The sequence below is a fragment of the Flavobacterium sp. HSC-61S13 genome (genome assembly GCF_024171535.1).
Classification (GTDB): Bacteria; Bacteroidota; Bacteroidia; order Flavobacteriales; family Flavobacteriaceae; genus Flavobacterium.
Map to the genome: position 1 here is coordinate 1 of NZ_JALJZV010000006.1, position 15190 is coordinate 15190.

At 38.2% G+C, this 15190-nt stretch carries 10 protein-coding genes; 4 read left to right on the forward strand and 6 right to left on the reverse strand.

The window, feature by feature from the left end:
* From L1275_RS07245 to L1275_RS07255, 3 genes are all read right to left on the reverse strand, one after another.
* On the reverse strand, positions 1-2633 hold a 2633-nt coding region (locus L1275_RS07245), incomplete at its 3' end, for a hypothetical protein (RefSeq protein WP_253471325.1).
* A 986-nt stretch (positions 2634-3619) separates the two neighbouring features.
* Positions 3620-4075, reverse strand: coding sequence for an SRPBCC family protein (locus tag L1275_RS07250; RefSeq protein WP_253471326.1), 456 nt, complete (start codon positions 4073-4075; stop codon positions 3620-3622).
* A 117-nt stretch (positions 4076-4192) separates the two neighbouring features.
* Positions 4193-4786 (reverse strand): metalloregulator ArsR/SmtB family transcription factor, encoded by a 594-nt coding sequence (locus L1275_RS07255; protein ID WP_253471327.1) that lies wholly within the window; start codon positions 4784-4786, stop codon positions 4193-4195.
* Positions 4787-5243: 457 nt separating this feature from the next.
* Here L1275_RS07255 and L1275_RS07260 point away from each other — a divergent pair, with 457 nt between their 5' ends.
* Genes L1275_RS07260 through L1275_RS07270 form a run of 3 tightly spaced genes read left to right on the forward strand, consistent with a single transcriptional unit; the run spans position 5244 to position 10969 of the window.
* Positions 5244-6368, forward strand: coding sequence for an efflux RND transporter periplasmic adaptor subunit (locus tag L1275_RS07260; protein WP_253471328.1), 1125 nt, complete (start codon positions 5244-5246; stop codon positions 6366-6368).
* Between the two features lie 12 nt (positions 6369-6380).
* Complete coding sequence (locus tag L1275_RS07265) at positions 6381-9527, forward strand: efflux RND transporter permease subunit (protein WP_253471330.1); 3147 nt, start codon at positions 6381-6383, stop codon at positions 9525-9527.
* Positions 9528-9568: 41 nt separating this feature from the next.
* Complete coding sequence (locus L1275_RS07270) at positions 9569-10969, forward strand: efflux transporter outer membrane subunit (RefSeq protein ID WP_253471332.1); 1401 nt, start codon at positions 9569-9571, stop codon at positions 10967-10969.
* A gap of 110 nt (positions 10970-11079) precedes the next feature.
* Here L1275_RS07270 and L1275_RS07275 read toward each other — a convergent pair whose 3' ends face one another.
* The 3 genes from L1275_RS07275 to L1275_RS07285 form a co-directional block, all read right to left on the reverse strand.
* Complete coding sequence (locus tag L1275_RS07275) at positions 11080-11769, reverse strand: phosphoribosylaminoimidazolesuccinocarboxamide synthase (RefSeq protein WP_253471334.1); 690 nt, start codon at positions 11767-11769, stop codon at positions 11080-11082.
* A 231-nt stretch (positions 11770-12000) separates the two neighbouring features.
* Positions 12001-12669, reverse strand: coding sequence for a DUF4328 domain-containing protein (locus L1275_RS07280; RefSeq protein ID WP_253471336.1), 669 nt, complete (start codon positions 12667-12669; stop codon positions 12001-12003).
* 429 nt (positions 12670-13098) lie between these two features.
* Positions 13099-14232: a multidrug effflux MFS transporter gene (locus L1275_RS07285; protein ID WP_253471338.1), complete on the reverse strand. Its 1134-nt coding sequence runs from the start codon at positions 14230-14232 to the stop codon at positions 13099-13101.
* Positions 14233-14297: 65 nt separating this feature from the next.
* Here L1275_RS07285 and L1275_RS07290 point away from each other — a divergent pair, with 65 nt between their 5' ends.
* Positions 14298-15104 carry a helix-turn-helix transcriptional regulator gene (locus L1275_RS07290; RefSeq protein ID WP_371923453.1) on the forward strand — a complete coding sequence of 269 codons (807 nt, stop codon included), beginning with the start codon at positions 14298-14300 and terminating at the stop codon, positions 15102-15104.
* The last annotated feature ends 86 nt before the right edge of the window (positions 15105-15190 follow it).

The following is a 15190-nucleotide window of genomic DNA, read 5'->3' on the forward strand; positions in this document are numbered from 1 at the left end:
GCTTGAACGATGTCGGCGAAATTGATGATATGAGTATTTCCTTGTTTGTCTACATAAGTAAATTGAGTTCCGTCGTAATATACGTTACCTCCTACATAGGTATTGGTCAAATACGTAATCAATTGTTCTAATACCGTAGTATTTTGAATGATCTCTTCGAAATTGTTGATTACATCTGCTGGGATATCAATTTTGGTAATCGTTCCGTTTTCTGAAGTATAGGTATAAGTACCGTCTCCGTTGTTGATTAAAGTAGTGATGGTTTCCGCTCCGGCTGCAACCATCGCTTTGATGTTTACCGTTACTGAAGTACCCGCTTCGTTAAGATAGGTGATCGTACCTGCGTTATAATCTGGGGTTAAGGTAGTGATGGTTTCGAAATTGCTGATCGCACCTTTAATATCTAAAGCCGTGATGTTTTTCTTCTCATCGCTATAGGTTAAGATACCCGTAGCTTGGTTGTAAGCTAAAATCGTCAAGGTTTCATTCGCTTGAACAATGTCTGCGAAATTGATGATATGAGTATTTCCTTGTTTGTCTACATAAGTAAATTGAGTTCCGTCGTAATATACGTTACCTCCTACATAGGTATTGGTCAAATACGTAATCAATTGTTCTAAGACCGTAGTATTTTGGATGATTTCTTCAAAATTGTTGATCACATCTGCTGGGATATCAATTTTGGTAATCGTTCCGTTTTCTGAAGTATAGGTATAAGTACCGTCTCCGTTGTTGATTAAAGTAGTGATCGTTTCCGCTCCGGCTGCAACCATCGCTTTGATGTCAACCGTTACTGAATTACCCGCCTCGTTTAGATAGGTGATCGTACCTGCGTTATAATCTGGGGTTAAGGTAGTGATGGTTTCGAAATTTACAATCGCAGTTTTAATATCTAAAGCAGTGATGTTTTTCTTCTCATCTTGGTACGTTAAGATACCAGTAGCTTGATTGAAAGCCAAAATCGTTAGGGTTTCGTTCATTTGTACGATATCCGCGAAGTTGATTACATGCACATTTCCTTGTTTGTCTACATAGGTAAATTGAGTTCCGTCGTAATACACGTTACCTCCTACATAAGTATTGGTCAAATACGTAATCAATTGTTCTAAGACCGTAGTATTTTGGATGATTTCTTCAAAATTGTTGATCACATCTGCTGGGATATCAATTTTGGTAATCGTTCCGTTTTCTGAAGTATAGGTATAAGTACCGTCTCCGTTGTTGATTAAAGTAGTGATGGTTTCCGCTCCGGCTGCAACCATCGCTTTGATGTCAACCGTTACTGAATTACCCGCCTCGTTTAGATAGGTGATCGTACCTGCGTTATAATCTGGGGTTAAGGTAGTGATGGTTTCGAAATTTACAATCGCAGTTTTAATATCTAAAGCAGTGATGTTTTTCTTCTCATCTTGGTACGTTAAGATACCAGTAGCTTGATTGAAAGCCAAAATCGTTAGGGTTTCGTTCATTTGTACGATATCCGCGAAGTTGATTACATGCACATTTCCTTGTTTGTCTACATAGGTAAATTGAGTTCCGTCGTAATACACGTTACCTCCTACATAAGTATTGGTCAAATACGTAATCAATTGTTCTAAGACCGTAGTATTTTGGATGATTTCTTCGAAATTGTTGATTACATCTGCTGGTACATCGATTACTGTTTTAGTTCCATCTTCAGAAGTATAGGTATATTTACCTTTACCGTTGTTGATCAAAGTAGTGATCGTTTCCGCTCCAGCTGCAACCATCGCTTTGATGTCAACCGTTACTGGATTATTCGCTTCGTTTAGATAGGTGATCGTACCTGCATTGTAATCCGCTGTCAAAGTCGTGATCGTTTCAAAGCTGTCTATCGCACTTTTAATATCAATACTCGTGATGTTTTTCTTCTCATCTTGGTACGTTAAGATACCAGTAGCTTGATTGAAAGCCAAAATCGTTAGGGTTTCGTTCATTTGAACGATGTCAGCAAAAGTGATATCGTGTTTAACCCCGTGGATATCCACATAACTGAATTTATTTCCGTCGTAATATACGTTACCTCCTATATAGGTATTGGTTAAATATTTGATTAACTGTTCTAAAACGGTATTGTCTTGGATAATTTCTTCAAAATTATTGATTACATCTGCTGGTACATCAATTACTGTTTTAGTTCCATCTTCAGATGTATAGGTATAGGTTGCACCACCGTTATTAATTAAGGTAGTTACAATATCAGAAGCATTAATATCTGCTAAAGGCACAGAAACTATATTACCATCGCTATCACGTAGGACTAGATCTTTACCTACCACACTCAACATGACGTTGGTTGTATTGTTTAAGTTCGAAGCATCAGCGTTACTAACTAAACGCACCCATTTTTTGTCAAACCAATAATAGTAACCAGGAGTAATTAAAGTGTTAGCAGTAGTATTGTATACCAATAAACTTTCAACATTGCCCGCGGAAATTGTTGTAACATCTGCAGGGCTCTGCAAGGCTACACGTGGAATTAACATTCCTCGATTGGAGGACACGATTTCGATCTGCGCAGACTTATTTGGTGTTAAAGTACCAACACCAACTTGAGAGTAGGTGACACCACTAATAAAAAGAGCCGCTAATGGAAGTAATTTTCTTTTCATCTTTAAATGATTTTAATTTATTCTTAATCTATTTTCAAACTAGATAAATGTTTTACAAGATCTTATTTGCAGTCATCAGGACCACTTTTCACTTTGTTTAACATTTATTCGCAAATACGAAACTTGCCGCATCATCAAACAATTTTATTAAGACCACTAAGCCAAAATAAACTCGCGTTACCATTATTTATGTGCTATTTAGATTTTAACGATCTTTAATAAATAAAAACACTCATTTAACACATAAAAAAGATTTATCAATATTTTAATAAAAAAATACCTAAACCCAATAAATCAATAAAAAATAAAGTTATCTCACATCATCAGGCATAAACCACCTGTTAACCATGTGTTTTAACAATAAAATGTTATTAATTCGCATTAATCAAAGAACCTACATTTATATTATATAAATATTTCTTTTGCAAATATACGGCGTCATATTGTGCCCCTATATTTCAAAAAAGTATAAAAACAAAACGATAAGACACTTTTTCATTTCGTAAAATGGTACAATATAAAATATGCTAACAAGCTGTACCCATGACAAGTATCTCCATGAAAAAAGGCTGTAGGAGTTAAAAAACATTGAAATCACTTTATATAGCAAGATAAATCTCGAATAAAAAGTCTCGCGGTTTAGTATGGATAAGATGAGGGGAAAAGCAGCGAAATCTAAAAAAATAGTACTCTTTGTACTTTAAAAAAAAAATGTTGTTAGATTTGACTAAATCACAACATATTAACTTATTTACCTTAATTTTTAGGCAAAAAGTTAATATATACAAAAACAACCTTAACGAATAAGTCGTTAGGTTCTTTCATAGCGGATAAATTTAAAAAGGAAAGAAATCTCATTATAGAGATCAAAGAAAAGGAATCAAAAAGACCCATGCCAGCAACTCCCATTGCCACATCAGAAAGAAAGAAAAATTAAGTATCTAACAAGCAATAATGAACGAGCAGTGCTGTGTGTTGCTTTTTAATTATGAAAACAATTGTTTGAGTTTGATGCGACGGTATTCAAAAATACGTTCGATTTTTTTCTTGACCAAGATTGAATGTGCCCAAGTTCCTAAAATACCCAAGGGCAACTCATAATCAATATGATCGGTCATTAGAACCCCGTCTGCATTGGATTCAAAAACATGATGATGAGACCATAACTTATAAGGTCCCTTATTCTGAAAGTCCGTGAAGCTCTTTTGAAAATCAACTTGAATAATTTCTGTTTGCCATTTAAGAGGAATATGAAATAAAGGCGAGACGGTATAATCAATTTTCATTCCTTTAAAGATCTCATCATTTTCAAATTCAGACAGTACCGTAAAGTTCATATCTGGTGGAGTAATTTCAGAGAGGTTATTTGCGGAAGAGAAAAAATTCCAAGCCTCTGCAAGTGTACAATTTAATTGTTGCGAGGTTTTATAAGTATATACCATCTTTATATTTTTTTAAAGGTAATCTCTTTTTACCAACAACGGTAGTGTTTTTACCAAAATCGCAAACATTATTACGGAAAATCTCAGAATTCCATGTAAACAGACCAAAAAACGGTATTAAACCACTGTGATTTGATAAGCACAACGTCGAGCCCCAGATATGATGTGGTCCGTTCTGTAAATCGATACAGACTCCCCTAAAACCGACCTGAAAATTTGTAGTTCCGAAGCGCAGAATCCTTGACAAACCGTAGCTGCGGCACAAATTGGACAGTGATTCTCTATCAACATATAACCTTCATCATTCTTGGCATATTCCGCCATATACCCCTCTTTCGAACGTATATTAACCAAACTCTGAATTTTGGACTCCAGATCGGGTAAGGGATCGATTTCTTCGTGATATCGTTTCTTTCCACTAGCTTCGTTGATATTGATCACCATTTGCATGGCCTCATCCCCCATCGATTCCTTAATAATCGACAGCAATTTAACGGTTAGTTCTGCATGGGTATCTGGAAATTTGGTGTTTCCATAATCTGAAATCGTATAAAACTTCTGCGGCCGCCCCACACCTTTTGATTCCTTCTCTACCTCAATTAAGCCTTCCTCTAAAAACTTAACCAACTGTAAACGAACTCCTTCTTTGGTTATCTTTAATTCAGAGGCGATATCGAGAGCCGTTAATGGACCTCGCATTTTTAGTAACATTAAAATTCGATTTGTAGCCATAAAATAATAAAACAAGTATTTGATTGTTTTATTATGTAAAAGTACTACTTTTGTCTCAGATATCAAAATCTATAATTTGGAGTCGGCACTTCCGATTATTCAACTTGATCCAACTATATAAAAATGCTAAGATTTATTTTTATGTTTTTAAAAGCCCCTCAATTAGCGTATTCCAATAGTCCTAATCTCATTAGCAGTATTGTTTTCACTGTGGTTGTTCCGTATTGGAATATACTCAAGCGCTGATCATCTTCTTAATATCCTGAAAATTTAATTTTCACAACTGCAGTTGTTGCAAGCATCCCCAACCCCAAAAACAGGTTTGAGCGGGGAGCAGGACACCTATGTCTATTAGTCACTACTAAAATGACGGATTGTTTAGGGTTTTGTTTAATACACTCATAGCCTTTTACCTATATTTTTAATACTGTACACCATGAAAAAAAACTCCTTTTATTTATTATTAATTGTCGCCCTAGCTTGGCTGTCTTGTGATCAATCCAAAACGTCAACAGAGCCTGTAGCAGCGTCTTATCCGACGCTTCAATTAACGGCACAGAAAACGGTGCTGTATGTCGAATTCCCGACTACTTTAGAAGGTTTAGAAACCGTAGAGGTCCGTTCTAAAATTGATGGATATATCGAGCAGGTCTTTGTAGATGAGGGTCAGCAAGTCCGGATGGGACAAAAGTTATTTAGGATTGATGCCAATCAATTTATTCAAGACGTCAACCAACGTAAGGCGGCTATTTCCGCTATTGAAGCGGCCTTGGAAACCGCTCATTTACAAGTTCAAAGGACACAAGTTTTGGTCGAAAAAAACATAGTCAATTCCTTTGAACTCACTACAGCTAAAAATCTGGAACGGGTTAAAAAAGCCGAATTAATACAAGCCAAATCCGCACTTTCAGATGCTCAGTCTCAATTGGCATTCACTCAAATCGTCAGCCCCATTGATGGTGTAGTTGGTCGCTTACCTTTTAAGAAAGGTGCTTTGGTGCAAAGTAGTTCTGACCTGGCGTTGACTACCATAGCCAACACCAAGCAAGTTTACGCGCATTTTGCTGTCAATCAGCAACAACTGAATCGCTTTTTAGCCCCATATCCCGGTACAACGCTTTCAGAGAAATTAAAAAGCATGCCTGCAGTGACTTTAGTTACTTCTGATGGTGCGGACTATGAGTTAACGGGGAAAATACAGAGTTTGAGCGGTGTTTTAAATGCACAAACCGGGTCGGCTAATTTTCGAGCCCTTTTTCCAAATCCTCAAGGATTTTTATGGAGTGGCGCAAGTGCCGTATTAAAAATTCCAACGCAGTTAGAAGCGGCCTTATTACTTCCTAAGAAAGCGGTTTTTGAGATTCAAGGCAATTATTTTGTCTATCAAATGGCCCCCAATAACCAAGTCACTCCAATTGAAATTGAGGTTTTACCTACTTCAACTGAACAAGAATACATTGTCCAAAAGGGGTTGAAAGTTGGTGATATCGTTGTCACTGATGGTCTAGGAACACTTAGAACTGGTATGACGATTCGCCCTACTACTCATTCCGAACAATAAAAACCGAACGATATGTTAAGAAAATTTATAGAGAATCCGGTCTTATCCACAGTGATATCCATTATAATCGTTTTACTCGGTATATTGGGTTTGTTTTCACTTCCCATTTCACAATATCCTGAAATAGCCCCGCCTACTGTGGTTGTAACAGCGAATTACCAAGGGGCCAATGCTGAAGTGGTTATGAAAAGCGTGATAGCGCCCTTGGAAGAACAAATTAACGGGGTTGAGAACATGACCTATATGACCTCAACAGCCGGTAATGACGGTAGCGCCACCATAACAATATTTTTTAAACAGGGAACCAATTCCGATATGGCAGCGGTTAATGTGCAAAATCAAGTAACCAAAGCAACGAGTTTACTACCTGCTGAAGTTATTAAGGCTGGAATCACTACCAGTAAGCAATTGAGCAGCACGGCATTCAGTTTTCTACTGTACAGCACAGATGGCCAATACGACCAAAAGTTTTTAGACAATTATTTGCGGATCAATATCATGCCTCAGATCAAGCGTATTGAAGGCGTTGGAGGAACTCAAATTTACGGCAATCACGAGTATTCGATGCGAATATGGCTCAAGCCCGATGTGATGGCTACACATGGTTTAATACCAGAGGATATTATCACGGCTTTAGACGAACAAAACATCGAAGCTGCTCCCGGAAAAATCGGTGAAAACAGCCGTAATTCTTTGCAATATGCTTTAAAGTATACGGGACGACTAGAAGATGCTGTGCAGTTTGAAGACATCATAATAAAAACGGGCTATGCAGGTGACTATTTACGATTAAAAGAAGTGGCAGATATCGAATTTGGAGCTTTGGACTACACCACCACTTTGATTGCTCAAGGGCATCATTCTTCTGGTGGTGCGGTTAGTCAAATTTCTGGTTCCAATGCGCGCGAATTAATCATTGCTTGTGAAAAAATCCTAGAGGAGGCATCTAAGGACTTCCCTCCTGGTGTCACCTATCACACATTCCTAAATGCTAATGATTTTTTAGATGCTTCGATAGAAAAGGTCGTTTACACCATCATGGAAGCTTTTATCCTGGTTTTTATCGTTGTTTTTATCTTTTTACAGGATTTACGCTCTACTTTAATACCGGCAATTGCCGTACCGGTTGCCATTATAGGTACTTTCTTTTTTTTAAAAATCTTTGGTTTTACCATCAATTTATTGACCTTGTTCGCATTGGTACTGGCCATCGGTATCGTGGTCGATGATGCTATAGTTGTGGTTGAAGCGGTACATGCCAAACTCGATCAGGGCGCGCGATCTGCCAAGAAAGCAACCCTACATGCTATGAGCGAAATCAGTAGTGCCATCGTGTCGATAACGTTAATTATGTCGGCGGTTTTTATACCGGTAACCTTTATCAGTGGATCAGCAGGTGTTTTTTACAAACAATTTGGATTAACCCTAGCTGTTGCGATATTGATTTCGGCTGTAAACGCCTTGACTTTAAGCCCTGCATTGTGCGCATTGTTGCTCAAACCGCATGATTCAACAGTTCAGAAACCGTCGGGATTTTTACCGCGTTTTTTTACCGGATTTAATGTGGCCTTCGAAGTGGTTAGCTATCGTTATATCGGTGTCGTTCGCTTTTTGATCCGTAGAAAATGGATCGCTTTTACGAGTATTGCGGCCTTTGCAGTGTTGTTTTGGGTTTTAATAAAAACAACACCAACAGCCTTTGTTCCCAACGAAGACAGTGGCGCTATCTTAGGCAATGTCGTTCTACCACCGGCATCCACATTAGAGCGAACCGAAAAGATCGCACATCAAATCGATAGTATCGCACAAAGCATTCCCGAGATCGAGCTGGTATCCACCCTTTCAGGAATGGATTTACTCAACGGTTATGGCGGTTCTTATGGCGCTTTATTTATTCGTTTAAAACCGTGGAAGGAGCGCACAGGCAAAGATCAGAATGCCGAAGCTGTAGTACAAAAATTGTTTCAAAAAACAGCCCATATTCAAGGAGCAAACATCATTTTCTTTGCTGCACCGACCTTACAAGGATTTGGAAACAGCAACGGTTTTGAAGTACAGTTACAAGATAAAACCGGCGGCACATACGGCGCGTTCAACGAAAATATCGATCAATTTATTACGGCTTTAAGCAAACGTCCAGAAATCAATTACGCGACCAGTTCGTTTAATATCGGTTTTCCCGAATTAGAGATCCATGTCAATGTTGCGCAATGCAAAGCGGTAGGCGTTCGCGTAAATACCGTTTTAAACACTATGCAAGGTTATTTTGGTGGTGTTTATGCCTCCGATATCAACAGATTTGGTAAACAATATCGCGTAATGATTCAATCCCAGGCTGAACATAGAGCCAAAATAGACGACATCAATAAAATTTTCGTTCGCACGATAAAAGGCGACATGGTTCCCATTTCAGAATTGGTCACCTTAAAGAAAACTAATGGACCTGAATTCATCAAGCGTTTTAATTTGTTTACTTCAAGTACGATCACCGGTATCCCCAACGAAGGATATAGTTCTGGTGATGCTATAAAAGCCATTGAAGAAGTTGCCGAACAAACCTTGGATCGGGGTTATACGTATGAATTTTCTGGATTAACTCGCGAGGAACTATCGAGTTCCAGTCAAGCTATTTTGATTTTTTCACTTTGTCTGATTTTTATTTATTTCCTTTTGAGTGCACAATACAAAAGTTATATACTGCCTTTTTCCGTATTGCTGTCACTACCGATTGGTTTAGCAGGTGCTTTTATTTTTGCTCAATTATTTGGTGTTGACAACAATATATTCCTACAAATCAGCTTGATCATGTTGATTGGCTTGTTGGCAAAAAACGCGATTTTAATCGTTGAATTTGCCTTAGTACACCGACTACAAGGAAGGACGTTAACCCAGTCTGCTATTTACGGCGCAAAATCGCGACTTAGGCCTATTTTGATGACCTCTTTTGCTTTTATCTTTGGATTGATACCCCTGATGTTAGCCACCGGTGCGGGTGCTTTAAGCAACCGATCAATCGGTACTGCCGCTGTTGGTGGTATGTTGATCGGAACTGTATTTGGCATCTTTGTGATTCCGATCTTATTCATTGTATTTCAAGGATTACACGAAAAAATATCAGGTGTAAAATCACCGACTCATCCACCTCGGATATTGAAATAATTCACCGTTAAATATTTCAAAACCGCAAAAAAACGAAATTTATGAAAACCATATATTATAGAACGACCTTATTGCTGCTTGTGGGATTGGGAAGTTGGAGCTCTTGTCAGATTACCCGACCATATACCGGTCCTAAAAGCGATTTAACCGCAAGTTTCCGATCACCGCAGGGAATTCCAACTGACACTGTGAACACAGCTGCAATGAATTGGACTGAGATGTTTACAGACCCCTTACTTCAAGATTTCATAAAAGAAGGTCTAGCAAACAACCTAGACCTTAAAATCGCCTTAGAGCGCATTATAGAAGCCCGTGCGGATCTGCGATTAAAAAAATCAGCTTTCTACCCGTCATTAACGAGTAATTTGAGTATTAAACCGCATCAATTACCCGCCTATCAAAGCTTTGGGAATCCGCGCAATAACACTCAATACGATTGGGGATTGGATACGAATTGGGAAATCGATATTTGGGGAAAATTAAGCAGTAGTAAACGAGCTGCGATGGCTCAACTGCTGGCTAGCGATGCGGCAAAAAGAGCCGTGCAGACCCAACTCGTTGCTGATATTGCAACACATTATTATCAATTACTGCTGTTGGACGAACAATTAGTAATTACGCAGCGTACCGCAAAAAATCGATCTGAGGATGCTGAAAGTATAGCGTTATTGTTTCAAAATGCCCTCCTCAATGGCGTAGCTGTGGTGCAAAGTCAAGCGAGTTATTATGAAGTAGCCTTGGATCTACCGGATATCGAACAAAAAATAAAGGAGACCGAACACAGTCTGTGTCTCTTATTAGGACGTACTCCATCGGGCATCATTAGAAACACCTTAGAGCGTCAACAGATAATTTATGATTTAAAACCGGGAATTCCTAGTCAGCTCTTAGCTAACCGACCCGATATACAAGTATCCGAGCTCCATTTTAGAATTGCATTTGAAGAAACCAATATGGCGCGGACTCATTTTTATCCGGCGTTAAACATCACGGCTTCAGGAGGGTTCTCGAGTTTAACTTTGGATCCCTGGTTTGGCAGCGCGGGTTTATTTGGATCTGTTATCGGAGGACTGTCACAACCCCTATTTAACAAAGGCGTAAATAAGGCGCGTTTAACCACCGCAAAGTCTAGACAAAAGCAAGCATTGTATCAATTTGAGAAAACTTTATTAATTGCAAGTCGAGAGGTTTCCAATGCTTTATTTGAACTGGATACCGCTATGCAAAAAGAGCAAACTCGAAAGAAACAATTGGCCGCATTAACGCAAGCAGTGGCGTTTAATAAAGAATTGTTTTTACATCACCAAAACACCAATTATACCGATGTATTAACTGCGGAACAAAACCTGCTTCAAGCGGCTTTGAAAAACCTTGATGATCAAGGTCAAAAATTACAAGCCACGGTTAAGCTATACCGAGCTTTGGGCGGCGGATGGAAGTAACTGACGCCTTTCATGATGAAACCATTTCGACAAAAAAACCGCAGTTTTGATTAATCAAAACTGCGGTTTTTTAATTTTATAAGCCGGTTTAGAAAATATCAGGACAACGCCTATTTTGCTCCCAAAAAGTCTTTTTCTAACTCCATCGGAGCAATATAGATTCCGTTTTTATATACGCGCATATTACCTCCTGAAATCTCATCGATTAACAACAAATCTCCAGTGGCTTTATCGCGGCCAAACTCCAATTTGATATCATACAATTCCAAATCTTTTTTGGCCAATTCTGCTTTAATGATATCACAGATTTGTTTGGTTAATTTTTTTAATTCTTGGTATTCCGATTTCGATAAGATGCCTAACATTTCAAGGGTATCTTCAGAAATCGTAGGATCCCCTCTTTCGTCGTCTTTAATGGTAACCTCAACCAAAGAATCCAACTGATCGCCTTCTTGACAGTAAGCTCCGTATCTTCTTAAGAAACTTCCAACCGCACGGTATCTACAAATAACCTCTAAGCCTTTTCCAAACGGGGTAGCCTCTTTAACGACCATACTAACCTCATCCAAATCGGCACTTACATAGTGGGTAGCAATTCCCAATTCTGACAAACGTTCGAAGAAAAATTGGGTCATTTTCAAACCTGATTTCCCTGCTCCATCAATCGTCAATCCGATTGTATTTGCACCCGGATCAAATACGCCATCTTCTCCAGTAACGTCGTCTTTAAATTTCAATAATACTTGATGATGATCTAGGCTATAAACATCTTTGGTTTTGCCTTTGTAAATTAAGTTCATAAAAAATAAGAATATAGGTCAATATAAGGACCAAAAATACTGCAAATCTGACTATTAATAAGGACTTTAATCCGAAAAATAAAAAATATTTCGCTCAAAAAGTTCCGATCACTTTTAAAATGCTAGCCCATAAAATCAAAACCGTCATTCGCTTGATTTTTAAAACAGTTGATTCCAAGCCTTAAAGGAATTTTTAAATCGTCGATTCGTTTAACTTTTAAAGTGTATGCGCTATAATTCATCTACCTGTCTACCCCCTACTTGGGAATACAAAAGCTGTTCTCTCTTATCATAAGCTCTGATAATTTTGATAAGCAATAGACCCGCAAAAATCGATACGATACTTTGAGCGATATAAAACATACTTTCATTATACAATTGTTCAAATTCATCCCCCAGTGGAGCCATGTTTTTTAGCAATTGTACCATAAAATTATCAACCAACCACAATCCCCACCATAGCGATAAATAGATCATAGGGTAATTTTTAATTGTTTTCACTCCGGATTTGTACAATACGAGTTCGCTCGTATTAAAGAGTTCCTTCATGATCACAAATGGGCGAAAAAAGCTTAAAATCGGTACAAACCACGACCAGACCGCCCAAGTATCTGAAAATTGCAGCTGACGCCCCAACTGATGCAAATTGTGATACGCTCGTCTAAACCACATGATAAAGACGATACCCGACATAACAAAAAACACCCAATAAACAAGCATAACCAATTGTACGCGCAAGTCATTATTTTCCAATTGTGCATCCGTATATGCCACGCCATGTGCGTAATTATCCAATAAGTTATATTGTAAATAAGTAGAAACTACCGTAATTAGCTCTAGTATCAGTACAGCATAAATCATCATTACTGCGGCGCGAGCCCGTTCTCCGTTCGGTTTCATCGTATTCATATTTACTGTACGCTTCTATTTTCTTCCCTGGACACCTATACCCATGTCTCTTTTTTATCAAGAACAAGATCGCTATCAAACAAGCCTCTAACCAACCATCTTTTTACAAAAATGGTCGACTCCATCGATAAAGATTACGTTATGATTAGTACAGTAACTCCGCCGTTTTATTAGCTGATCTATCCATAGTACAAACTTAGTAAATAAGTGGAGGAAGCCCTTCAGTTTTTTTATGAATAATTCAAAAAAAACACAGCGCTAAAACGCTGTGTTAAATCTGAATAAAAGTGTCAAAATCCGTTGTAACGACAAGCGTAAATGCTGAAACTATTTGAAGAAGCCCTCAGAGTTTCAGCATCAAAATAGCGCAAATCAGAATCGTCTTTAACCCCCTTAACTGCGTAGTGAATATCAATAGAGCTATCGGTTTACTTTTTTATATGTTAGGGCTAGAATCAAAGCAAAAGCAGACAAAAAGGTAAGTATGAGACCGAGATTCTGAGTAAATCCGGACACGGCGAGCCCCACTGCTATCATACAATAGTACATCAGACCAAATAAAGCTCCCGCCGTGCCCGCAACCGCTGTATACTTAACCAAAGCTTGGCTTAAAATATTAGGAATTGCAAGGCTAAATCCAACAACGACAAAAATCATCGGCAATAAAAAAAATAAACTGTCTTGCAATAACCAGGTCAGTACACCCCCGACAGCCGTAATAGCAGCAGCAAAAACAATCAAGACAGTTGCCGAAATATTCTGGTCAACCATTTTTTTATTGATCAGCCCACCCATCAATGAGCTCGTGGCTAATAAGACACCACTATATCCAAATTCTGTGGAACTATAACCGAGTTTACTGAAAATAAACGGCGCTATCGAATAGTAACTAAATAGCATAATATTAAAAACTGCCACCAAAAAAGCACTTAACCAAATTAATTTATCGCCGAGCAATGCAACAATTACCTCTTTTAAATCGGGTGTAGTACCTAAGTCTTTTTTTGTTTCTGGCAGCCATTTAACGGTAGCACTTACTAGCACTATCGACAAAAAAATCAGGGTTGAAAAAACACCCGATACGCCATATTCCTTTACCATGATACCTCCTACTAGTAGCCCAATTACCGGACTTATAGAAAGTGCAATACCTATAACTGAGAACTTTTTTCCAAGTTCTTTTTTATCATACAAATCTCTAAATACAGTTTGAGTAACCACAGAACCCACCGCTATTCCAAAAGCAGCTATCATTCGAGCCAGCATGATTACGCTAAAATGCGAAGCTCCTAAAGCAAGACTAGATCCGATGCCATACGTTATTAAACCGTATATCATAGCCTTTCTTCTACCAATTCGATCTGCGGCAATGCCCCAAAAAATCACGCCAATTGCAAAAGCGAAAAAATACACTGAGATGGTTTGCGATGCTTCTTCATCGGTTACTGTAAATTCCGTAGCAATACTTGTTAAGGCTGGGCTATATATAGTTTCTACAAACTGAGGAAACATGATTAGAACAATTAGTAACAGCAACTTGGGTTGGGTTTTCATGGCGTTTTTATTTCTGTTTTAATTTTTTTTTGACAAAAGTAAAACTTACATTTACCACCTTAGTAATGATGTTAAGACATAAAACATCGAAATACAGACAGATGGCATTTCTATCTCAAGAGAGTATTTTTAATCCTGATCAGATTGACGCAGCAGTAATTGGAATTGCTTCCGATTTCACAAGTCATGATTCTGGGTTGCATCAACACCAAAGAGCGCAACTTTTGTTTGCTCCTATCGGATGCATGACTATTGCCAGCGATAACCAACAGAGCATACTACCTCCGACCATGGCAGCTTGGATTCCTCCACAATTTCCGCACAGGATCACGATGAGAAATGTCGTAGCCTATCGTTCTATCTATTTTGACAAAGCTGTACTTCCAGACTATGCCTCAGCATTCGCTATATTACATGTCAATGGATTATTAAAGGAATTGATAGAACGGATCTCATATTGGCCTTGGGATATGCCTATCGAATTACAGAAAAACACCTTATCTCTTTTTTGGGAAGAATTCAATAGTGCCCCAAAACAAAACTTAACGCTGTTGGTGCCACAAGATGCACGAATAAAACAGCATGTAGAACTTTGGAATCAGGGAAAATCCTTGCCGTCCTTTCTAAAAGAATTTGCGAAAGAAGTCGGCGCAAGTGAAAAGACTATTAGCCGAATCTTTTTAAAAGAAACCGGTATGACTTATCAAGATTGGCGGCAGCAATGGCGGCTTCAAAAATCTATTGAATGGTTAGCAGAAGGCAAGAATGTTAGCGAAACCGCTTTTGATTTGGAATTTTCAAGTGATAGTGCATTTATAGAATTTTTTAAAAAATACCAGCGACAAACACCCCATAAATATTTTAATAAATAGCCCTTTTCGCAACAGTTCCATCTTTAATGCCTCTTTGGGATTTTTAGATTTTAAAAAATTTAAACAAAAATGCCGCCATGAAATAT